At 38.3% G+C, this 24926-nt stretch carries 16 protein-coding genes; 3 read left to right on the top strand and 13 right to left on the bottom strand.

Annotated elements, in window-relative coordinates; translation table 11 throughout:
• Window positions 1–108 precede the first annotated feature (108 nt).
• A complete protein-coding gene (locus VH441_RS02230; protein ID WP_434353863.1) occupies window positions 109–774 on the bottom strand; it encodes an RsmG family class I SAM-dependent methyltransferase in 666 nt (221 codons plus the stop codon).
• A 79-nt stretch (window positions 775–853) separates the two neighbouring features.
• Between VH441_RS02230 and VH441_RS02225 the strand changes: the two genes are divergently transcribed.
• Window positions 854–1063 (top strand): DNA gyrase inhibitor YacG, encoded by a 210-nt coding sequence (locus tag VH441_RS02225; RefSeq protein WP_434353862.1) that lies wholly within the window; start codon window positions 854–856, stop codon window positions 1061–1063.
• Window positions 1064–1114: 51 nt separating this feature from the next.
• Window positions 1115–2311: an aspartate aminotransferase family protein gene (locus VH441_RS02220; RefSeq protein ID WP_434353861.1), complete on the top strand. Its 1197-nt coding sequence runs from the start codon at window positions 1115–1117 to the stop codon at window positions 2309–2311.
• A gap of 108 nt (window positions 2312–2419) precedes the next feature.
• Here the strand turns inward: VH441_RS02220 and VH441_RS02215 are convergent, their stop codons facing one another.
• The 8 genes from VH441_RS02215 to aceE all read right to left on the bottom strand — a co-directional run bounded on the left by VH441_RS02215 (window position 2420) and on the right by aceE (window position 18980).
• A complete protein-coding gene (locus VH441_RS02215) occupies window positions 2420–3322 on the bottom strand; it encodes a LysR family transcriptional regulator (RefSeq protein ID WP_434353860.1) in 903 nt (300 codons plus the stop codon).
• 80 nt (window positions 3323–3402) lie between these two features.
• Window positions 3403–5547: a DNA polymerase III subunit gamma/tau gene (dnaX, locus tag VH441_RS02210; protein WP_434353859.1), complete on the bottom strand. Its 2145-nt coding sequence runs from the start codon at window positions 5545–5547 to the stop codon at window positions 3403–3405.
• 141 nt (window positions 5548–5688) lie between these two features.
• Window positions 5689–7221: a lysine--tRNA ligase gene (gene lysS, locus VH441_RS02205; protein WP_434353858.1), complete on the bottom strand. Its 1533-nt coding sequence runs from the start codon at window positions 7219–7221 to the stop codon at window positions 5689–5691.
• Window positions 7222–7314: 93 nt separating this feature from the next.
• The gene (gene prfA / locus VH441_RS02200) at window positions 7315–8397 is read right to left on the bottom strand and encodes a peptide chain release factor 1 (protein WP_434353857.1); all 1083 of its coding nucleotides are present in this window, start codon (window positions 8395–8397) and stop codon (window positions 7315–7317) included.
• Between the two features lie 157 nt (window positions 8398–8554).
• Window positions 8555–9700: a beta-ketoacyl-ACP synthase III gene (locus tag VH441_RS02195; RefSeq protein ID WP_434353856.1), complete on the bottom strand. Its 1146-nt coding sequence runs from the start codon at window positions 9698–9700 to the stop codon at window positions 8555–8557.
• A gap of 524 nt (window positions 9701–10224) precedes the next feature.
• Window positions 10225–14457 carry an ATP-dependent RNA helicase HrpA gene (gene hrpA / locus VH441_RS02190; RefSeq protein WP_434353855.1) on the bottom strand — a complete coding sequence of 1411 codons (4233 nt, stop codon included), beginning with the start codon at window positions 14455–14457 and terminating at the stop codon, window positions 10225–10227.
• A 148-nt stretch (window positions 14458–14605) separates the two neighbouring features.
• Window positions 14606–16273 carry a dihydrolipoyllysine-residue acetyltransferase gene (locus VH441_RS02185; protein WP_434353854.1) on the bottom strand — a complete coding sequence of 556 codons (1668 nt, stop codon included), beginning with the start codon at window positions 16271–16273 and terminating at the stop codon, window positions 14606–14608.
• A 19-nt stretch (window positions 16274–16292) separates the two neighbouring features.
• Window positions 16293–18980, bottom strand: a complete 2688-nt coding sequence (gene aceE, locus VH441_RS02180) for a pyruvate dehydrogenase (acetyl-transferring), homodimeric type (RefSeq protein WP_434353853.1) — start codon at window positions 18978–18980, stop codon at window positions 16293–16295.
• A 319-nt stretch (window positions 18981–19299) separates the two neighbouring features.
• Between aceE and VH441_RS02175 the strand changes: the two genes are divergently transcribed.
• Window positions 19300–20754, top strand: coding sequence for an L-serine ammonia-lyase (locus VH441_RS02175; protein ID WP_434353852.1), 1455 nt, complete (start codon window positions 19300–19302; stop codon window positions 20752–20754).
• A gap of 115 nt (window positions 20755–20869) precedes the next feature.
• Here the strand turns inward: VH441_RS02175 and argJ are convergent, their stop codons facing one another.
• The 4 genes from argJ to rpsA form a co-directional block, all read right to left on the bottom strand.
• A complete protein-coding gene (gene argJ / locus VH441_RS02170) occupies window positions 20870–22093 on the bottom strand; it encodes a bifunctional glutamate N-acetyltransferase/amino-acid acetyltransferase ArgJ (RefSeq protein ID WP_434353851.1) in 1224 nt (407 codons plus the stop codon).
• Between the two features lie 126 nt (window positions 22094–22219).
• The gene (locus tag VH441_RS02165; RefSeq protein WP_434353850.1) at window positions 22220–22597 is read right to left on the bottom strand and encodes a lipopolysaccharide assembly protein LapA domain-containing protein; all 378 of its coding nucleotides are present in this window, start codon (window positions 22595–22597) and stop codon (window positions 22220–22222) included.
• A gap of 115 nt (window positions 22598–22712) precedes the next feature.
• The gene (locus tag VH441_RS02160; protein WP_434353849.1) at window positions 22713–23012 is read right to left on the bottom strand and encodes an integration host factor subunit beta; all 300 of its coding nucleotides are present in this window, start codon (window positions 23010–23012) and stop codon (window positions 22713–22715) included.
• A 182-nt stretch (window positions 23013–23194) separates the two neighbouring features.
• Window positions 23195–24865 (bottom strand): 30S ribosomal protein S1, encoded by a 1671-nt coding sequence (gene rpsA, locus VH441_RS02155; protein WP_434353848.1) that lies wholly within the window; start codon window positions 24863–24865, stop codon window positions 23195–23197.
• Window positions 24866–24926 lie beyond the last annotated feature (61 nt).

Below are 24926 nucleotides of genomic sequence, written 5' to 3'. Positions count from 1 at the left end.
CTTATAGCAGATAATGACTCAGTTCGTTGGTTGCCCCAGTTTATCGTGACTCAGCTTCTATAAAGCATGGTAATAGTTACCTGGTTTATTCACCTTAGCTCAAAATTGCTAAGGGTTGTCGTTATCAAATCTTGTAACATAGCCAGCAGGTTTGGTTATCACCAATTGTTCACATGGCTCACCTCTTGCAAGGTATTTTATTTCAAAATGGGTTCTACTGCTGGTTTTGTCTACAACCTCTCGGGTTGTTGGTAATTGCCAAACCTCTGTACTTTGCGCCTGTGCATTATCTAAATACTCCATTATGTTACTGGCAATCGTAATGGTTGCATCATTTTTTAAACGGGATAACAAAAACTCAAAATATGGCATGTTTAACCATTGTTGATTGGCATTATTGCGCTCTGGGTTTGGATATAAAATAAAAGCTTGGCTAATTGATTGTGCAGGCAATGCAAATACAGACCAGGCAATTGCATCGGCATGGACAGGATAAAGATTCGCCAAATTTTTGGGTTGTGCATTTTTATTAAATGCAGCAAACTTTTCTGCTGTGCGTTCAATTGCTATGATTGTCTTATCCTTATTTTGCGCGGCAAACTGGATAGCATGTAACCCTTTTCCTGCACCAATTTCTAACACAATCTCATTTTTAGATTGTGTTAACCATTGCCAACTTTTACTATCAAAGATTCTCGGTGGGTTTATCTTTTCTGGCTTAAATGCTCTATTTTTATGATGCGACAAGTTATGTGTTTGATTATTTTTATTCATTAATACCACCAAAATCTGACTCAGTTTGTTTACAAAATCATGATATTATACAGCGTCAATAGCAATAAATAAGTAAATTATGACAGATAACTTAGCCAATCGTACGCAATCCAGTGCTCCTAAGCAATATCCATGCCCCAGATGTAAAAAATTAACAAACTGGGCTGATAATAACTTTAAACCCTTTTGCTCGGAACGTTGCAAAATGATAGACCTTGGCGCTTGGGCAAATGAAGATTATAAAATTGCCAGTGAAGATGACCCATTTTCTGCCGATTTAAATAGCTAAATACTGCACACAATCTATCTTTTTATCATTAACTATTTTGGATATTTAAAAATGATGACAACACATATTATGCCCACGTACAACCGTCAACCTATTAGCTTTGTAAAAGGCAGTGGTAGCTGGCTTTATACACAAGATGGTACGGCATACCTTGATGCGCTAACTGGCATCGCTGTTTGTGGTCTAGGGCATTGTCACCCTGCTATAACTAATGCCATTAATGAGCAAGCCAACCAACTACTGCATACCAGTAACTTATATCAAATAGACTGGCAAGAACAAGCTGCCGACAAGCTATGTCAAGTTACCAATATGGACAGCGTCTTTTTTGCCAACAGTGGTGCTGAAGCCAATGAGTGTGCTTTAAAACTTGCCAGAAAATTTGCAAATGATAAAGGCTTTAGTCGCCCTAAAGTGATTGTCATGGAAAACTCTTTTCATGGTCGCACGCTATTAACCGTTTCTGCCACCGCAAACCCAAAAGCCCGTGAGGGCTTTTACACCTTAGATGATGACTTTATCCGTGTCCCTTTTGGTGATATAGATGCAATTAAAACAGTGCTTGCAAATCATGATGATATCTGTGCTATTTTTTTAGAGCCTATTCAAGGAGAAGGTGGATTAAACACTGCTAAAAATGGCTTTGAATATTTAAATGAGGTTCATGCACTGTGTGATAAACATGATATTTTGTTTATGCTAGATGAAGTACAAACCGGTAATGGTAGAACGGGTAAATATTTTGCTTTTTTACATAGTGACGTCAAACCAGATGTTTTAACCACTGCTAAAGGTTTGGGTAATGGCTTCCCTGTTGGGGCTTGCTTGGTAAGTGGTCGTGCTCAAAACTTGTTTGGATTTGGGGCTCATGGTTCAACCTTTGGTGGCACACATTTGGCCAGCCGTGTTATTTGTGCCGTTTTTGATGAATTAGAACAAAGTAATGTGATGGATAATGCTGTAAAACAAGGGGATAAAATTCAACAACAAATTTATACCCTATTTAAAAATAAAAGCATAACCACACGTGGTAAAGGGATGATGATTGGTATTGTGCTACCAACAGATGTTGACTGTAGCAAACTCGTTGATGTTGCAAGAGATGAATACAAAATGCTCATTAATGTCACCGGTGGTCATGTGATTCGTTTATTACCACCTCTTAACTTGTCTGATGAAGATACGGATGAGCTGATTAACCGCTTAACTAAGCTAATAAATACAGTGCTAATAAATACAGTGGTTTAATCACACTCATAAAAAAATAGTTGAGGATTAAAGTGAAAAGGAAGAGGGTTACCCTACAATGCTGGGTAACTCTCTTGCTTTTTTTATCTAATATTTTTAAATTAGCGCTTAAGACAGTTTACTAAAATAACTTTTTAATACATCAAGACATTTAATCACTTTTTTGGGTTGTTGTTCTCTTTTTAAGGTGATGCAATATAAAACATAATCCGCTAATTTAAAATTTGGGAGCACTTCTACCAAATCGCCAGATTTAAGATAATCGTCAGCATGTAGCTTTAATAGACGTACAATGCCATGCCCATTTTTTGCCATGTCAGTTGCTAACATAACATTGTTAGTAGAAATCTTAGATGGGATTTTTACTTTGGTCTTTTTACCCGTTGTTACATCTTGCAGTTGAAGTTGATTAACTTCTTTAATCAAATCAATACCAATCATTTTATGCTTGCATAAATCTTTAGGCGATTCAATTTTTGCTGCATTTTTAAGATAGTCAGGCGACGCAAGTAATACTTGTCTAACATTTGCAAGTTTGCATGCTTCAAATTGCTCGTTATCAAGTTTGGTACTCATCCTTATAGCTATATCAACCCGTTGTTCAATCAAATCAATATAATGATTATCTGCTAAAATATTGATATTTAATTCATCATTTTGCAAAATCCAATCAGACAATGCAGGCAATAAATGGTTAACACCAAGCTCTGGTGTGGTTGCAATACGCAATGTACCTGCTAACTCATCACGCAGTTGATTGACTCGGCCCCAACCCTGCTCTGCTGCCTGTACCACATTCGTAGCAGACTCATAAAAACTAATACCTGCATCTGTTAAGCTAAGTTTTCTGGTTGAACGATGTAATAAGACAATGCCTAAATCACTTTCTAAAGAGCGAATTTGCTGACTAACCGCACTGGTTGTAATACCAAGCTCTTTGGCAGCACCACTAAAAGATCCATGTTCAACAACCTTTGCAAAAACAACCATGCCACGCAAACTATCAAACATAATATTTTTTTATCCTTAATATCAATATTGTTAAATAAAACTAAACAATTATAGCAAATAATTCAACAAAAAATCTATTTTTAATCGATTCTTAATTTAATCGCTTCAATATCTACATCATCAATTTGTTCAAGCTTTTGCATCACAGTTGATTGCATCAGCATCACTTTTGCAGCGTTTTCAGCAGCCAGCTTTCTTTTTTTAGCTAGCTCATAAGGGGATGCTTTAGCTACTTTTTGTAAATTGTTTGCATCGGCAGCTTGCATTTGGTAGCTGGCATTACTAAATTGCTGAGTTAGTTTTTTACAAATCTTATTAAATAAAGGTTTGAATTGATGGACATCGGCTGTTGTCATAAAAGTACTTTCACCATCACAGCTTCCTTCCATCACACCCTGGCGAGCAAATGCTATTTCTTCTGCATCTAAGACTGCCTCTTCTCTTGCTTTGTGTAGCCAAAAATCCCATTTTTCTGCAGTCCAGTCACCTGTTAGGTTTTGTTCTTTAACATCTAAGAGCATTCTTGGATCAACAGAATTATGATTATCATTTTGCTCATCATCGTAAGGGTTAGTCTGATTTTCTTCTGCTACAGTTAAATCAGCATCATTACTTTCAATCGTGTTTTTTCTCGTCTGAAACTCTTTTGTTTTAGTTTCGGCTACCGCCTGCTGTTCTTGTTCGATATCTGGCGTATTTGTCGTTATATTAGAAGAAAACTGGGAAGCATAAGAAGATGGTTGTGCAGATAAGTCACTAACCTCAGCTTCGTTTGGTTGCAATACATAATCATCTTGGTTGGCAGTCTCGTCAATACCTTCTAATGTTTCAGGCTCCTGATTTAATACCTTAACCGCTTCACTGCTGTCTGTTGATAATGCTAATGATGCTTCAGTCTCATTAATATAGCTATTGGTATCTTCTGCATCTAAAATGGCGTCTGTTTCAACATGTTTTGGTTTGATGACCTCAGTTTCTAATGTGTCTGTGTCATCTTCAGGATGAGGACTTAAACTATCCTCTTCAATCGGGTTGTTGGTATCATGAATAGCTGTATTATCCACGATTTGAGGCTGATTGGTGTCTTGTATGACAGCAACATCATCTTCGCTTAAAAAGCTTTGGTTAGCTGTTAAAGGACGGAATGCGAGCATTCTTAAAATACACATTTCTAGCGCTTGCATCGGCGTGGTGGCAAGCATAATACCTTCGCGCGATTTAATTGCAATTTCATAATATAGCTGTAATACATCAGCAGGTATTACCTTGGCTAACTGATTGATTGCTTGTGTTTGTGTACGATTCACATTAAGCTCAATGGTAGGCATTATTTGAAACAATGCAATTTTGTGTAGCAGATCAGTTAACTCATCAAACACGCTGCCTGCATCAACCATTTGCTGGCGCATTTGCTCAATATGCGCAGCTACTGACTTTTTATCATTATTAAAAATATCTATCAGTAGTTGAGCTAGGTCTGCCCCATCAATCAAACCTAGCATTTCATTCACTGTGTTTTGAGTTAATTTACCCTGACCAAACGCAACAGCTTGATCAGTTAAAGATAACGAATCCCTAACTGAGCCTTTGGCAGCATGTGCCAATTGCCAAAGCGCAGCGTCTTCAAACTCAATATTTTCATTGGTTAACAGTTTAGCTAAGTGTTCAGTTAATAGTTGTTGTGGCAAGGGACGAAGTACAAATTGCAAGCAGCGCGATACAATTGTAATTGGTAGTTTTTGCGGATCTGTGGTTGCAAGCAAAAACTTAACATGTTCGGGTGGTTCTTCTAATGTTTTAAGGAGGGCATTAAAACTGTGAGTCGACAGCATATGCACTTCATCAATTAAATAGACCTTGTATCGGCCTTGCGTCGGGGCATAAGGTACGTTATCTAATAGTTCACGAGTATCTTCTACTTTTGTGCGAGACGCAGCATCAATTTCAATTAAATCAATAAATCTGCCTTGTTCGATAGCAACACAACTATCACAAGTACCACAGGGGGTGCTGGTAACCCCTGTATCACAGTTTAAACATTTAGATAATATTCGGGCAATGGTGGTTTTACCAACGCCACGTGTGCCTGTAAATAAGTAGGCATGATGTAAACGATTGTGATCAATAGCATTAATCAGCGCTTGCGATACATGCGATTGCCCAATTAGCTCATGAAAATTATTAGGACGATATTTACGAGCAAGGACTTGATAGGGCTGTGACATGCTTCACCAGTTTATTAATTAGTATTGTGAAAATTTAGATTTAATTTTAGCTTAAGCGACCGTTTTTTCATAGTAATTATCGATAAAAAAAGCTGGATAACAATCATATTATCCAGCTTAAAAATTAGAACAAAACTTAGCTTATTGTTCTGTTTTACGACGCATATGCGGGAACAAAATAACATCACGGATACTTGCTGCATCGGTAAACAGCATTACCAAGCGGTCAATACCAATCCCCTGACCTGCAGTTGGAGCTAAGCCATATTCTAACGCTTCAATATACTCTGCATCATAGTGCATGGCTTCATCATCACCAGCATCTTTTTCGGCAACTTGTCCTTTAAAACGTTCTGCTTGATCGGCAGGATCATTAAGCTCACTGAAACCATTGGCTAGCTCACGTCCACCAATAAACATTTCAAAACGGTCAGTGATCTCTGGGTTATCATCATTACGACGAGCCAGTGGCGAAGTTTCAGCTGGATATTCGGTAATAAAAGTTGGCTGGCGTAGTTTATGCTCTGCAGTTTCTTCAAAAATAATGGTTATGAGCTTACCAATACCATAGATATCTTTAACCTGCTCTTTTAACTCATTTTTTACATAATCAGCTAAATAATCACGGTCATCAAACTTACTTGCATCAAAGTTTTGGGCATATTTAACAATGGCTTCTTTCATTGTCATACGTGCAAACGGTGCTTTAAGGCTAATTTCTTCACCTTGGTAATTTAGCTCGGTTGAGCCTAAAATCTCTGTTGCCAATTCACTAAACATGCGCTCGGTTAAGTCCATTAAATCATGATAGTCGGCATACGCCATATAAAACTCAATCATGGTAAATTCTGGATTATGACGAGTCGAAACCCCCTCGTTACGGAAGCTACGGTTAATTTCAAATACACGTTCAAAACCACCAACCACAAGGCGTTTTAAGTAAAGCTCTGGTGCAATACGCAAAAATAAAGGCATATCTAAAGCATTATGATGCGTTTCAAATGGACGTGCAACCGCACCACCTGGAATTGGGTGCATCATTGGTGTTTCAACTTCCATAAAACGTTCTGCTAACATGAACTTACGGATACCACTAATCACTTGGCTTCTGATAATAAAGGCTTTACGGCTCTCATCATTGGTCATTAAATCAAGATGACGATTACGATAGCGGCTTTCAGTATCACTTAATCCATGAAACTTGTTTGGCATTGGACGTAAAGATTTAGTTAACAAGGTAATGGCTTCTATATGCACATACAAATCACCTTTACCAGAACGTCCAATATAACCACTTACACCAACAATATCACCCAAATCAAGTGACTTAATCATTGCCAGTGTTTCTTTATCAAGCTCTTTACGGGCAACATAAAGTTGGATACGGTCTGTCATATCTTGAATAACAATAAAAGCACCACGGTTAAGCATGACACGCCCTGCTACGTTAACCTGTGTTTTTTCACCTGATGCCGCTTTTTCTTCAATTTCTTGTTTTGATACACCATCAAACTTGCTTTGTAAATCAGCTGCGTAATCAGTACGCTTAAATGTATTTGGATAAGCAACTTTACCTGACTCAGCAATAGCAGTCAGTTTATTTTGACGCTGTTGAATAAGTTCGTTTACGTCTTCTTGAGTTTGGGTTTCAGGAGTTTGATTGTGATTTGACATATAAATTCTCTGATAATTTAAAAGTGTTTTAAAAATATTAATTAGTCGATACGCTGTGACATATTTTATTATATTGATATTAGCAAATATTGCTTAGTCTTCACCACCAATCGTTGCCATTAAGTCGGCTTGGTGTTCACGTAATAACGCATCTAATAGTTCGGTTAAATCGCCTTCCATAATCGAGTCTAACTTATATAAAGTTAAGTTGATTCGATGGTCTGTCATACGCCCTTGCGGGAAGTTATAAGTACGTATACGATCAGAACGATCGCCACTGCCAACTAAGTCACGACGCATGCTATTAGCCGCATCCACTTGTTGTTGCACTTTTGCTTGCTGGATACGTGAAATCAGCATGGTCATTGCTTTGGCACGGTTTTTATGTTGACTACGCTCTTGTTGACACTCTGCCACCACCCCTGTTGGAATGTGCGTTAAGCGAACAGCTGAATCTGTGGTATTAACGTGCTGACCACCTGCGCCGCTTGAGCGATATGTATCCATTTTAATGTCAGCTGGATTAAGCTCAACGGTATCATCGATTTCCACCTCTGGCATTACCGCTACCGTACAGGCAGAGGTATGTACGCGACCCTGGCTTTCAGTTTCTGGTACACGCTGCACACGATGAGCACCAGACTCAAACTTTAATTTACCATAAACATCAACGCCAGAAACTCTGCTAATAATCTCTTTGTAACCGCCATGCTCACCTTCATTTGCAGAAAGGACTTCAACTGTCCAGCCTTGTGATTGTGCATAGCGCTGATACATACGGAACAAGTCTCCAGAAAATATCGCTGCTTCATCACCCCCAGTCCCTGCACGAATTTCTAAAAATGCGGGTACACGGTCATTCGGGTCTTTAGGTAGCATCATCACATTTAGCTGATCTTGCATTTGTTCAATGCTTTGTTTTGCTATTTGTATTTCTTCTTCTGCCATTTCTTTCATGTCAGGATCAGACAGCATCTCTTTAGCAGCTTCAAGGTCTTCTTCTGTTTGACAAAATTTTTGCCACACCGTGGTAATTTCGCTTAAATCACTATGTTCAACCGATAATTCTCTAAACTTTTTATTATCACTAATCACATCAGGATCAGATAATAAATGTTCGACCTCTTCAAATCGGTCTACCATCTGATCTAAACGAAAACGTAACGATTCTTTCATAGTTGTACTTAATTTGGCTTTTGTTTGATTTAGGGTAAAAAACTTAAACGGCTATTTTGCCATATTTTGGCAATTATCGCATTAACATTCTTACGCTATATACAAATAAAAAAGAGCTGACACGATCAGCTCTTTAATTTTAGACATATTAAAACGTTTATACTTTACGCAATAAAACTGACCCAATTGAATAACCTGCGCCAAAAGAGCACATCACTGTTAGGTCACCACTGTTTAAACCTTCATTATGTCTATGGAAAGCAATTACAGGACTTGCTGAGCTGGTATTAGCAAACTCATCAATCACCGTTGGTGCAATTGACTTGTCAGCATTTTTGCCAACAACAGTACGCAAAATTAAGTCAATCATGTTCAAATTAGCTTGGTGTAACCACATTCGTTTAAGCTCACTAGACTCAATATTATTTTCTGCCAAATGTGTGCTGATAATTTCAGATACTTTAGGGCAAACTTCACGGAATACTTTACGACCATTTTGTAAAAACAACTTGTCTGTCACAGGTTCAGTAATGTCTGGATACATGGCTGTTTCTGCAGCTAAAAACTCACTACGGTCTAAATAGCCGTATTCATTTTTAATGTTGGTTGAAAACTGGGTATACAGTCTACTGTTAACAATTTCAAAGCCTTTTGGTGTTTCTAAGTCTTCAATAATCGTTGCAGTGGCAACATCACCAAAAATAAAGTGACTATCACGGTTTCTAAAGTTTAAGTGCGCTGTGCAAATTTCAATATTTAACATGGCAATTTTTTTACCTAAGCCACCTTTAATTGCACCAACTACTTGCGATAAGCCAAAGGTTGCTGCACTACAAGCAACATTCATATCAAAGGCAAAACCACCTTCCATACCGATATGGTGCTGGATTTCAATGGCAATGGCAGGGTAGGTTCTCTGAAAGTTTGAGCAAGCAACAATAATGCCGTCTAAGTCTTTGCCAGTTAAACCAGCCTCATCAAGCGCTTCTTGTAACGCAGCCAGCCCCATTTCTGCCATGATTGACACTTCTTCACCCAATTGGCGATATGGGATAACCGGCGCCATAATGTCTGGATTTAAGATGCCTTCTTTTTCCATGACATAACGGGACTTAATACCAGAAACTTTTTCAATGAATTCAGCAGATGAATGCTCTAATGCTTCTCTTTCTCCAGCATTAATTTCGTCTTCATGTTGCTTGTTATATTTATCAACGTATTGATTAAAACTTTCAACCAACTCCTCATTACTAATGCTGTATGGCGGAGTATAAAGCCCAGTTGCGGTTATACAAATACTCATAATAAATCCTTAATTTTATGTCACAACTTTAAAGCTAGTGAACATTTGTACTAAAAATGAAATTATGTTCATTATGCCCTTTTTTGAAATGATTTGCTAATGTTTTGTTACATTTATTATTGTTAGCACAACAAGAGTAAACTTATCCACATTTTTAAAAAAAATTAATAGATAAATTGTGAAACTTAATATAACTAAATGTTAAGAACAATAAACTAAAAATTAATTGAGAACAATTATTCTTTATTTCTACAAGATATTGATATAAATAATATTATTTAATATGTGCAACTTTTAAACAAATTTGGCGCATCCCAATATTTACACACGCTTAGATTACCAAATTTGATGTTTTCCACAAAGTTATCCACAAAAAAAGAGGAAAACTCTTCCAGCCCTTTATTCATCATATTTCCAGGCATTTTGTTATTAAAATAGAATAGAAAAGACGCTAAATGTTTTTAAAATAATAAACCCAATTTCACTTTGTTTCACAAAATACAAATCCTTATTGCTGCTGCTTCTTAACTTGTCAGTTTTAACCAAAGTTTATCTAAACGTTTTGATGAAACAGAGGCTTTTGTTTTCATTGGCTGGGCAAATAATTGAATCCTAAACTCTTCAACAAGCCAACGATAGTCAGCAATTTTAGGGTCATTGCCTCTTTGGGCTAAACGCTCCATATGCACATCTAGCTCATAAACCGCATCTAAATCATTATCAAGATTATGCACTAAGCGCTCCATTCGTATTTCAAGCGCTTCTAGATACCTTGGATATTGCTGCCAGTTTATATAATCCATGCGATATACAAAGTCTGCTAAATGCAAATCGTCTAATTGATCTTCAATGTCGTCAATAGATTCAGCAAAAACATCCCTATCAAGCATTAACAAACTTTGGCGTATACGTTGCCAGCGAGTATAAACCTGTTTGAGTAGTTTTATGATTTGCTGTCCTTCTAATAAAAATTGTGACAAAACTAAGCTTTCGGTTTCTTGATATTCATTTTGTGTTAGTGGTAACCCACACGCATACTGTTTAGTTTGCCCATCAACGACTTCTGGCAAAATATTGGTATGATCAAACTCAACAAAATGCTTGCTTAAAGTGGCATCTAACGTTGCATCTACCACAATTTGTTTTAACTTATCAAGTTGCCCTAGTGGTGCAAATGCTAATTTAAATGCTTTGTCTATTTGCCCAGTTAACTGCTTTTGTTTTGCGCTCAGCTGGTTTTTAATCAAAGTTAAAACACCAATGCGATGCGCTTTTATTGCCGCATTTAAGTCGGTAAATTTGTGTATAGAAACCGCATCCCCTTTCGCATCTGCTACTAAAGCAGAAAACTCCTGCATCACAATCCCTGCACTATGCCTATTTTTACTAAACTTAAAATATGGGGGAAACTCATGATGTAGCCCCTGCTGCTCTTGTATGGCTTGGCTTGTTTTGATGGCATGACGTGCTTGTAAAGTTGCTAAGTCGCGTCCTTTTTCAATCAGTCGGTTTTTATCATCCACCACACAAATTTGTGGCTGTAAATAATTATCTACTTTGCCTGGATCAAAATGTTTTGGTTCTACCCCTACCACGCCTTTTTTATTTAAAGCTTCACAAAGCTGTTTGAGTAAGCCTTGTTGATGGTTTCTTTCCAACTCATCAAATAGTTTGTCTGCCGTATCTGGTATGGGTACTATTTGTCTGCGTATCTCTTTTGGTAACGTTTTTAAAAGTTGTAATACAAGCTCATAACGCCAACCAGCAATACCCCATAAAAGCTCTACAGAATCAAGTTGAGGTAAGGCAAGCAAAGGCACTCTAATGCTAACGCCATCGTCTTCATTGGCTGGATCAAATACATAGCTAAGTGGCAGTTTTAAGTTACCTAGTTTCCACACCTCAGGGAAATCACCCGTTGTAGGTGCTGCTTGCGTTAATACATCCTCATCTGTAAAAAATAAATATTGATTATTAGTTGTTTCAACTTCGGCACGCCAGTCTTCAAATGCCTTTCGGCTGGCAATATGCGCAGGGATTTTGTTGTCATAAAACTGATAAAGTGCCTCTTCATCAACCAACAAATCACGACGACGTAATTTTTCTTCTATCCGTTCCACATCGGCTATTTTGTCCATATTATTTTGCAAAAATGGTGCTTTGCGCCCTTTCGCTTCGTAACCGAGTTCACCCGTTACCAAGCCATCACGGATAAAAATTTCACGAGCTTCTGACATATTAACTTGTTCATAATTACAAAGCTGTTTTGCAACCACGGTTAAACCAAATAAGCTAATTTGAGCATACGCACGCACACGCCCTGTTTTTTTAGACCAATGCGGTTCAAAGTAATGATATTTAAGCAAGCCATTTGCAGCAGAGATAATCCATTCTGGCTCAATTTTTGCTAATGTCCGCATGAATACTTGCGACGTTTCAACAATTTCAAAACTCATTACCCAATTTGGTGAACTTTTAAACAAAGTGCTGGAAGGAAATATCTTTGTTTTTTGCTGCCTAGTTGCTAAATATTGCCCACGTTCATCCCCTTTGTGTGCAATAAAAGATAACAACCCTGTTAGCAATGCACGATGTAAGTTAGCATATTTATCGCTTTGCTGATGACTGGTATTATGCTCTTTATTTTTTTTATCCAGTGCGTTACTCATTGCTCGGCTTAACGAGTTTTTATTTTGTTTATTTGATAAGCCATTATTTAGCGACAAGCGTTGTTTAGCCTGTTTGGTTTGCCCTTTATTTTTATTTGCTTTGTTATTTTTAACAGATAAACCTGTGAGCCCCATATCTTCGACCATCTGAACCAGTTGCTGATAAGTTTTTTGCCACTCTCTTATTCTAGGAAAACTTAAATAATGTTTTTTAGCAAATTGACGACGTTGGTTACTAGACAGTTTTACACCTTGTTCATCGGTGCCATAAATTGCTTGCCAAAGGCTTAAGTAAAATAAAAAATCAGAATCATCCTTTTTAAATAGTGCATGCTTTTGGTCTGCTTGGGTGCGTTTTTCATGAGGGCGTTCTCTTGGGTCTTGCACTGCCAGTGCAGATACAATCACCAACATATCTTGCAAACAATCAAAATCATTACCGGCTATTAGCATACGTGCAAGCCTTGGATCAATTGGCATACGTGCCATTTTTTGACCAACATTGCTAAGTTGCATTTGATTACGTGCTGGCTTATTTTTGGCATAACTTGGTTTGGTTTTATTTTTATGGCTGTTTTTATTAGCTAACTTATTATTACCCTTGTTTTTGCTTAATGCGCCTAACTCCTCTAAAAGTTTTGCCCCATCTTTTACCAATCGACTATCTGGTGGTTCAATAAAATCAAAGTCTTCTACGCTACCAATACGCAAATGCGCCATTTGTAGCATAACGGAAGCAAGGTTTGTTCTTAAAATTTCGGGTTCAGTAAACTCTGGTCTACTTGCAAAGTCCTCCTCACTATAAAGACGAATACAAACACCCGCAGCAATACGCCCACAACGCCCTTTTCTTTGGTTTGCAGCGGCTTGGCTAATTGCTTCAATCGGTAATCTTTGCACACGAGAGCGGTAGTTATAACGTGAGATACGCGCAAAACCCAAATCAATCACGTAACGGATATTTGGTACAGTTAATGCTGTTTCGGCGACATTGGTCGCGATGATGATTCGCCTACCTTTATTAGAGGGGCTAAAAATACGTTGCTGTTCTGCAAAGGTTTGTCTGGCATAAAGTGGTAAAACTTGGGTATGCCTAAAGGCATGTTTTTCTAACACTTCTTGCAAATCTCTAATTTCTGCTTCAGTGGCTGCAAATACTAAAATATCGGCTTGTTCTGGATGCCCGTTTGTTTGAGCATCGTCAAAGCATTCTTGTGCAGCAGCAACTACGGCTCGTGGCAAATTGTCTTCAAAATCATCAAAACTATCATCATCACTGCTGGTTACAGGTGCATCCGTTAGTGGACGGTATCGCACCTCGACAGGATAACTACGACCGTCAACATTAAACACAGGTGCAGGGATGGATTGTTTAGTCTTACGGTTATATCGAGAAAAATATTTACTAAATCGCTCGGTATCTAAGGTTGCTGAAGTAATAATAACTTTTAAATCTGGACGTTTTGGTAATAGGTTTTTAAGGTAACCTAAAATAAAGTCAATATTTAAGCTGCGTTCATGTGCTTCATCAATGATAATCGTGTCATAACGAGACAAAAATTTATCATGCCCAAGTTCGGCAAGTAAGATACCATCTGTCATTAATTTAATTAACGACTTAGGGCTGCCCTGCTCATTAAACCTAACTTTATAGCTAACCGTTTGCCCTAATGGCTCGCCAAGTTCTTCTGCGATTCGGGTAGAAACACTCCTTGCCGCTAACCGCCTTGGTTGGGTATGCCCTATTTGCCCTGTCAAACCTCTACCAGCTAATAAAGCAATTTTAGGCAGTTGTGTTGTTTTACCGCTGCCAGTTTCCCCTGCCACAATAATAACTTGATTTTGTTGTATGGCTTTAATTAATGCGTCACTTTTTTGGCTTACAGGCAAGTCTTCATTAAGCTGAATAACTGGCACACTGTTTTTTCGCTCTTCTACCGAATTTGTAGAGGCTTCTAATCGTTTGTAAAATTTTTGCTGTTGTTTTTGTGCATCATCCCCCGCTGGGTTTTGCGAGAGTCTTTTGGCTTGCTGGAGTAGATAGTAGCGATCTTTTGCCAGCACTAATGGCAGTTGTGGAGATTTCATTAAATTTTTATAGCGTCATTAATTATTGAGATATTATAAGTGGTATATGAGGTTAGTTAGCAATTAATCAATAAAAAAGTAATCAATAAAAAAGATGGGCTTAAAAACCCATCTTTTTTTAAAGTTGAACTATATTTCGCTGATATTGTTAGTCCAACAATACTTTACGAGGGTCTGCTAAAACATTTGCAACGTAACGGGTGAATATAGCAGCATCAGCGCCGTTAATCACACGGTGGTCATAAGACATAGATAATGGGAGCATTAAACGTGGTTCAAACTCATTTGATGCAGCATTCCAACGAGGCTGCATACTGGCATCAGAAATACCTAAAATACCCACTTGAGGCCAAGTAACTAACGGAGTAAATGCCGAACCACCCATATTACCTAATGATGAGATTGTAAAACTTGCACCAGTAATATCTTTAGGCGTTAGTTTATTATCGCGCGCTTTTTTCGCAAGCTCACCAACTTCAATAGAAATTTCACGGATGCTCTTATCCTGTGCATTTTTAATTACAGGTACAATCAAACCATTATCTGTTGCAACGGCAATACCCATATTAACCGTTTTACGCAATAATAACTCAGTATTATCATCACTTAAGTGGCTATTAAATTTAGGGAATTTTAGCAATGCATGTGCCGTTACTTTAATAATAAAAGATAAAATTGTTAGGCTAATACCTTCTGCTTTATACTGTGCTTTTAATGAGCCACGGAATTTCTCAGTTTCAGTGATATCAGAAGCATCAAACTGTGTAACCTGAGGAATAAGCGTATTGTAATTAAGCTGAGGGATTGATACTTTTTGTAAGCGCGATAACGGCATGCGCTCAATTTCGCCCCAAAGCTCAGTTTTACTCATATCAGGCAGTGTAGGCAAGGTTGCCGACACACCAGAAGCAGCTGTTTTTTGAGCAACAGGCTGCTGCATGCGTTGCTTAACAAACGCAAATAAATCGTCTTTTTGAACACGATTATTTTTACCGCTGCCTGTTACTTGCGTCACATCTACGCCCAATTGTCTAGCAAGCTTACGCACAGCAGGTCCTGCATACACTTCGGCTAACTTGGCGTTAACTTGCTCTTCTGTCAATTTGGCAGAGCCAGTATCCGCACTGGTATTAGCTGTTGTGCTTTGTTGTTGGCTAGTGGTCGCTTGTGTGTTTTGTACCGTAGCTGTTTTAGGCTCTTGAGTTACTTGCGCTGGTTCAGTGCTTGCTTGCGCACCACTTGATGCAGCGCCTTCTATAACAATAAATGCTTGACCATTGCTTACGGTATCGCCTGCATTGACAAGTAGTTTAACCACTTTACCCGATGCTGGTGCTGGCACTTCAACAGAGGCTTTATCAGATTCAACCAATAAAATAGATTGCTCTGCTTCAACCAAATCGCCCTCTTTAACCATAATTTCGGCAACTTCTGCTTCATCAACACCCAAATCAGGCAATGCATGCGTCACTTCCGCAGCCGATGCATTTGCTACTGGCGCTTCAGTTTGCTCTACGTTCGCTGGTTGTTCAGTAGTTTCTACTTGCTTTGGTGCCTCATCTGCAACTGTTTCATCAGGCTGAGCGGTTTCACCCGCTTCAATATCCAGTAAAACAACACCTTCACTAACGGTATCACCAACAGATACCAAAATGCTTTTAACCGTACCAGCAGCCGAACTTGGCACCTCTACAGATGCTTTGTCTGACTCTAGTAAAACGATATTGTCATCTTTGTTAATAACGTCCCCAACGTTTACCATAATTTCGCTGACTTCAGCACTATCTACGCCCAAATCTGGGGTTTTAATTTCCATTAATATTCTCCAATATTTCTTATTTTACGTCTTTCACATGAGATTGGTTTTGTGGTTGTGGGCGCCAAGCGGGTGTTTGGGCTGCATTAATGCCAAACTTATCAATCGCCTTTTGTACAATTAATGCATCCATTTCACCTTCATCTGCAAGCTTTTTAAGGGTTGCTACAACAATATGCGCTGCATTGATGTTAAAGAAACTACGTAGTTTTTCACGGCTGTCAGAACGTCCATAGCCATCTGTACCAAGGGTTGTGTATGGGCGGTTATCTGGTAACCAACCACGGATTTGCTCTGAATGGCTACGTACATAATCAGTCGCTGCAACCACAATACCGTTATGCTGCGCTAGTTGTTCAGTAACCCAAGGTGTTTTCTCGTCTTCTGCAGGGTGTAAGCGGTTGTATTCTTCACACTCCATACCTTCACGTGCTAACTCATTAAAGCTGGTAACACTCCAAACGTTTGCAGCAATGTTGTAGTCATCTTTTAAGATTTCTGCCGCTTTTTCTACTTCGCGTAAAATAACACCAGAACCGAGTAATTGAACTTGAGTTGAGCCGTTATCAGTTAATAGATACATACCACGCTTAATGCCTTCTTCACAATCTGCTGGCATTTCTGGATGCTCATAGTTTTCATTCATCAAGGTGATGTAGTAGTAAACACGCTCATGCTCTGCATACATGCGGCGTAAACCATCTTGGATAATAACAGCAAGCTCATAACCATAGCATGGATCATAAGTGACACAGTTTGGTACAGTACCAAAGTGTACGTGCGAATGACCATCTTGGTGCTGTAAACCTTCACCATTTAGTGTGGTTCTACCCGCTGTTGCCCCAAACAAGAAGCCTTGCCCTTGAGAGTCACCTGCCGCCCAAGCTAAATCACCAATACGTTGGAAACCAAACATAGAGTAATAAATATACATTGGGATCATTGGCAAGTTGTTGTTTGAATAACTGGTTGCTAATGCAATCCAAGAACTCATTGCACCGGCTTCATTGATGCCTTCTTCTAGCATATGCCCGTCAATTGCCTCGCGGTAGCCCATTAACGCTTCGCTGTCTTCGGCAGTGTAGGTTTGTCCATTAACTGAATAAATACCCAGTTGTTTAAACATACCTTCTAAGCCAAAGGTGCGTGCTTCATCTGGCACAATTGGTACAACACGATCACGGATGTTTTGGTCACGTAGTAATGAAGATAAAAGACGTACAAATACCATCGTGGTAGATTGTGCTTTGCCGTGGCTGCCCTCTAACACTTTATCAAATACAGACAGCTCTGGTATTTGCAAGGTTTCACTTTGCATACGGCGAGCTGGCAGATAACCGCCTAATGATTCTCTGCGTGCTTTTAGATACTTCATCTCTGCTGAATCTTCTGCAGGACGATAAAATGGCAATGTTTCTAACTGCTCGTCACTAAATGGCAAATCAAAGCGATCACGGAAGTAAACCAACGAATCATAGTCTAGCTTTTTAATACCATGCGTTTTGTTAACTGCCTGTGCTTGTTGTGATAGCCCATAACCTTTGACAGTTTTTGCTAAGATGACAGTTGGCTGACCCGTTTGCTTCATTGCTTCACTATAAGCAGAGAAAACTTTTAGCGTATCGTGACCACCACGTGTTAACTTATAAATTTCATCATCACTCATATGTGCAACCATCTCAGCAAGTTCTGGATACTTACCAAAGAAATGCTCACGCACATAAGCGCCATCACGTGCTTTAAATATCTGATATTCGCCATCTACCGCTTCTAGCATACGGCGTTTTAGTGCCCCTGTATGGTCTTTGGCTAAAAGTTTATCCCAACCTGTACCCCAAAGAACTTTAATAACACGCCATCCTGCACCACGGAATACAGATTCAAGCTCCTGAATAATCTTACCGTTACCACGTACTGGACCATCAAGACGTTGTAAGTTACAGTTAACCACCCAAATCAGGTTGTCTAGTTTTTCTCGCCCTGCAAGCGAGATTGCACCTAAGCTTTCTGGTTCATCGGTTTCACCATCGCCCAAAAATGCCCAAATTTTACGGTCTTGATCTTTTAATAAGCCACGGTTGGTTAAATAACGCTGAATATGTGCGTTATAAATAGACATGATAGGACCTAAGCCCATTGATACCGTTGGGAACTGCCAATAATCCGGCATTAAGTAAGGATGAGGATAGCTAGATAAACCTTTACCATCAACCTCTCGTCTAAAGTTTAATAATTGATTTTCGTCTAAACGACCTTCTAAAAACGAGCGAGAATACATACCTGGCGCAGTATGACCTTGGTAATAAATCATATCACCACCAAAATCATCGGTAGCCGCACGGAAGAAATGGTTAAAACCTGTTTCATAAAGTGTTGCACTTGACGCAAATGAGGCCAAATGACCACCCAAGTCATCATCATTTTTATTGGCACGCATTACCATTGCCAATGCATTGTAACGAACCAATGCACGGATTTTACGCTCTAAATGTAAATCACCCGGATAATTTGGCTCATCTTCAGGCGGTATGCTATTGATATAAGCGGTTTCTAAACGATTGACTGGCAATCCTTCTTGCACAGCCATATCATACAATACCTTTAAAATAAACTCACCACGCTTGCCGCCTGCATTTTTTAATACAGACTCAAACGCATCTTGCCATTCTTGAGTTTCGGTACTGTCATTATCTTTATAATATTTCATTCTTGTTCCTTATAAGCTTTAAAATGAATGATAACGTTAATTGATAAGTTTTTTATTTAAACTTGGGTACAATAAGTATACAGTTGTACATTATATCCAGTTAATAAAAGATGTGTTAATTTTGAATTTTTAATAATGATTGAATTTATATTTATTAAATAAATGTATAAATAAAAAAATTGTTTCCTAGCTTATTAGTTATTTTTTTGTAATTTTGCTATTTTACCACAACAACTAAATTAAATAACTATCTTACACTTTAAATTATAGGTAAAATAACTTTTTAAATTTAGTAAACTAAAATTGAGATGAGGAAAGCATGGTAAGTGTTTTTGATTTGTTTAAAATAGGCGTTGGTCCTTCTAGCTCTCATACAGTAGGGCCGATGGTTGCTGGCAACCGATTTTTAGACCTACTAGAAGAATATCTCGATAAAGATTCTGAAGGTAAGTTTTATCAAATAGATAAAATTCGTATCGAACTGTTTGGCTCATTGGCAGCAACAGGAAAAGGACACGCAACAGATACTGCTATTTTGCTAGGCTTACTTGGTCATAGCCCTGCTAGCATTGATACCACAAAAACTAGTGATTATCTTAACCCTATTTTTGATCAACAAACACTCATGCTTGCTGGCAAACACCATATAGACTTTAATTATAATTGCGATTTAATCTGGCACTATGATGCAGTACTCACATATCACCCCAATGCACTGAGTATTACGGCAGTTTTGACAGATCATAGTCATATCCGCCAAACTTACTATTCGGTCGGTGGTGGATTTGTACTCGATGGCAATGAAATTTATAATCAAAATGATAATCAAGCAGCTTCAGATGATGAAGTATCTCTACTACCCTATCCTTTTAACTCAGCAGAAGAACTGCTCCAGCAATGTAAAGAACATCAGCTCTCTATCAGCCAATTAGTTTTAGCAAATGAGCAAGCAAATCGTGATTTACAAACTATCGAAAATTACCTTAATGATGTTTGGCAAGTGATGCAATCTTGTGTAAAAAATGGCTATGCGGACGATGGTACTTTACCAGGTGGTCTCAATGTCAAACGACGTGCAAAATCTTTATACGAGCAGTTAAGCCATGAGCACAAACAAGCGCAACAATTAAACGATTCTTTTGTCGCAATGGATTGGGTTAACTTATACGCTATTGCTGTTAATGAAGAAAATGCAAACGGTGGCAAAGTTGTTACTGCACCTACAAATGGGGCTGCTGGTATCATACCCGCTGTTTTGCATTATTATCGTGATTTTATCAATGACTCAGACACACAAGGCATACATAGGTTTTTACTAACAGCCACAGCCATTGGCAGTATTATTAAACAAAATGCATCAATCTCAGGTGCAGAAGTTGGCTGCCAAGGTGAGGTTGGTTCGGCCTGTGCAATGGCAGCAGCTGGGCTTACCGAGATATTAAATGGTACACCAGCTCAATGTTTAAATGCTGCCGAAATTGGTATTGAGCACAATCTTGGTTTAACTTGTGATCCTATTGAAGGATTGGTACAAGTACCTTGTATTGAGCGTAACGCCATGGCCGCAGTAAAAGCAATTAATGCATCACGCCTAGCACGCCGTGGAGATGGCACTCATTTTGTATCACTTGATAAAGCTATTGAAACCATGAAAGAAACCGGCGAAGATATGCATGATAAATACAAAGAAACCGCCCGTGGTGGGTTGGCAATTCATGCCAATCGTATCCCTACTGCTAACCTTGGTGTGAGTGTTAACTTTAGTCAATGTTAAAGTAGTAACACAATAAAAAAGGTGACGGCGCTTTACTCCATCACCTTTTATTTTATCTATCAATAGCTAAAAATATACAGTAGCTAAATATACAGTTTAACGCTTAACTACTAAACTAACTACGATAGTCAGCATTAATCTTGACATAGTCGTAAGATAAATCACAGGTATAAACGGTGTCACTGGCATCACCTCGTCCAAGTTCAATATTAATAGAAATCTCAGGACGACTCATAACTTCTTGTCCTGCTTCTTCATTATAACTATTAGCTGGCATGCCCCGTTCACAAATCAACACATCATCTAAGCAAACTTTAATTTTAGTCGTATCAAGTTCTGCTAATCCTGCATAGCCTACCGCTGCTAAAATCCGTCCCCAATTTGGGTCGCTGGCAAAAAACGCCGTTTTGACCAATGGTGAATGGGCAACAGCATAAGCCACATCACAGCACTCTTTCGTCGTTTTACCACCTGTGACATTAACGGTTATAAATTTACTAGCACCTTCACCATCTCTAACGATTAATGTCGCAAGGCGTATAAATACTTTTTGCATTGCCTCAAATAGCGCTTGGTAATGGGAGTGTTTTGTACTGTCAATGATGCTATCTGATGCTTTACCTGTCGCAATTAACGTACAGCAGTCATTGGTTGACATATCACCATCAACCGATATGCGATTAAATGATTGATTGCTCAATTCGACAAGCATATTGTGTAATAAGTCTTTTGAGATATTGGCATCTGTTGCTACATACCCTAACATGGTTGCCATATTAGGACGAATCATGCCCGAACCTTTTGACATACCCGTTACATGATAGTCAATGCCATCAATATTTACTTTTTCACTGGCAACTTTTGGCACAATATCCGTTGTTCTTATGCCGTCGGCACCTTTAAGCCAGTTATTAGCATCTAAATCTGTTAACGCATCATCTAAACCATTAATTAATGCGCTATCATTAAGTTGCTCACCAATCACCCCAGTAGAAAATGGTAAAACACTCGCTATATCTACATTGGCTTTGTCTGCTAATGCCTGACAACTCGCTAATGCTCTTTTGTAACCTTCTTCACCAGTCCCTGCATTTGCATTGCCCGTATTGGTTACTAAAAACTTGGGTTGTTGCTTTGCAAAATGATGACGCAATACTAAAACAGGCGCTGCACAAAATCCATTTTTTGTGGTGATGATAGCCGTATTTGCAGAGTCGGTTATCTTCATAACCACCAAATCATCTCTATTTTGATAACGAACACCAGCAGCAGTTACTCCAATTTCAACTCCGTTGATTGGATATATATGTTGTGGTGTATCGCAATTTCCTACTGGCATTTCTTGTTCCTTAAATCTTATAAAATATAAAAAAATAAATCATGACAATAATGCCATGATTTATTAAAAATAACAAAACAATTCAATGGTTTCACTAACAAATGTTAAGTTGAAAACCAAATGCTTTTATTTAACATCTGTTGTGGATACCGTTTCAGTTGGTTTTTTACTGGTATCTGCATATATCTTATTTGTTGCTGCCAATAATTTTGTTTTTTCTTCTATTTTCTGCTGAGCATCATTAAGTTTATTTTTTAAAGATTTCTTCTCTTTTTTAAGTTGGCTGATTTCCCACTTATTTTGAATAACTTTAAATAACTGAATAGATAACAAAATACCAATAACCACCCCAAGTATCATTGCCATAATCAACAACGAACCAAGGTTCATTTCAGGTGACTGTACAAATAACAAATTTACTGGCAGTTCTTGATTGTTTGTAATCACTAAGCCAATTGCATAGCCAAAAAACACAAATAAAATAAGAAGTAAGATATAACGCATAATTAAATCCTCGATAACATTAGCAGGTCATAGAATACCATATTATGACTATGGTTAATAAAGCTTAATAATAAATTAATACAATTTAAAATATTTTTATAAGCGACCTGCCATTTTATTGAATACTGTCATTAACCGCTTCACGCAGTGCTTTGCCAGGTTTAAAATGAGGAATCGCCTTTGCCGCTACTGATACCTGCTCACCAGTTTTTGGGTTGCGCCCTACTCGTGGTTTACGATGATGTAAACTAAAGCTGCCAAAACCACGTACCTCAATACGACCATCATTTACAAGATAATGTGCCATCATCCCCAAAATTTCACGTACCGCATCATCAACTTTTAGATGATTAATGTTCTCACAATTGTCAGCAAGATTATTAATAAAATCGGATTTATTAATTATTTTTTGCATAAAAAATATACCTTATAAGTCTTTTAATTAATTTTTAATATTAGTAGGTAATAATACCTGAAATAAAACAAAAAGAAAATAGCTAACCTATTGAAATTAAAAATATTAAACAAAAAAGAGAGGTGATTTCAATCACCTCCCTTTTAGCATTTAAATCAATAAATAGCTAAATGAACAATTAATTATTCACCTTGTTGCTCTTTAATTAAGTCACCTAAAGTTTTAGGCTGAGCTTCTGGTGCAGAACTTAAGTCTTTAAGCGCTTGACGCTCTTCAGCTTCATCTTTTGCTTTAATAGACAAGCTGATGTTGCGTGACTTACGGTCAACGCTAACAATTTTAGCTTCTACTTCGTCACCTTCATTCAAGAACTTAGTTGCATCTTCAACACGGTCACGTTGGATTTCTGACGCACGTAAGTAGCCTTCAACTTCATCAGCTAATGTGATAACGGCACCTTTAGCGTCAACTTCTTTAACAGAACCTTTAACGATTGCACCACGGTCGTTAGCAACCAAGTACTCATTAAATGGATCAGATGAAAGTTGTTTGATACCTAGGCTGATACGGTTTGCTTCTGCATCAACAGACAATACCATTGCTTCAACTTCATCACCTTTGTTGTAAGCACGGATCGCTTCTTCACCTGATTCATTCCAAGAAATATCAGATAGGTGAACAAGACCATCAATACCGCCTTCAAGACCAATAAAGATACCAAAGTCAGTGATAGACTTAATTGTACCTGTTAGCTTATCGCCACGGTTGTAGTTTTTGTCAAACTCTTCCCATGGGTTTGCTTTGGTTTGTTTGATACCAAGGCTGATACGGCGACGTTCACCATCAATATCAAGAACCATAACATCAACTTCATCACCAACTTGAACAACTTTAGATGGGTGGATGTTTTTATTGGTATGATCCATTTCTGAAACGTGAACAAGACCTTCAATGCCTTCTGCAATTTCTGCAAAACAACCATAATCAGTTAGGTTAGTAACACGTGCTTTAGCAATCGTACCTACTGGATACTGTTCGCTAACAACGTTCCAAGGATCTGTACCTAATTGTTTTAGGCCTAGGCTAACACGGTTGCGCTCGCGATCAAACTTAAGTACTTTAACGTTAAGCTCTTGACCCACTTCAACAACTTCTGATGGATGCTTGATACGCTTCCATGCCATGTCAGTAATGTGTAATAGACCGTCGATACCACCTAAGTCTACAAATGCACCGTAATCAGTAAGGTTTTTAACGATACCTGGTGCTTCCATGCCTTCTTCTAGCTTAGCAAGTAGCTCTTCACGCTCTGCTGAATTTTCAGCTTCCATAACGGCACGGCGACTTACAACAACGTTGTTACGCTTTTGGTCTAACTTGATTAGTTTAAATTCAAGTTCTTTGCCTTCAATGTGAGTGGTGTCACGTACTGGGCGAACATCTACTAAAGAACCAGGTAAGAATGCACGTACAGAACCGATTTCAACCGTGAAACCGCCTTTTACTTTATTTGAAATTGTACCTTTAACAATTTCATCATTCTCAAATAATGTTTCTAAGTGCTTCCACGTTTCTACGCGTTTTGCTTTTTCACGAGAAAGCAAGGTTTGACCCATGCCATTGTCAACAGCATCAACAACTACGTCGATTGTGCTACCAACTTCTACTTCAAGCTCGCCTTCTGCGTCAACAAATTCGTTGCGAGAAACAACGCCTTCAGATTTAAGACCTGTGTCAACTGTAATCCAGTCGCTATCAATCGCAACAACAACACCAGTTACAACCGAGCCACGCTCAATATCAAGACCTTGTTCACCAAGACTTGCTTCAAATAGTTCAGCAAATGATTCCATATATATACCTTTTGCACCCATTTATGGGTAATTGCCATAGCCTGTCCAGCACAGTATGGTT

This window comes from Psychrobacter sp. HD31 (assembly GCF_051097895.1).
GTDB lineage: Bacteria > Pseudomonadota > Gammaproteobacteria > Pseudomonadales > Moraxellaceae > Psychrobacter.
The sequence above is the reverse complement of the archived record's forward strand: the minus strand, read 5'-3'. Positions and strand labels throughout refer to the sequence as shown.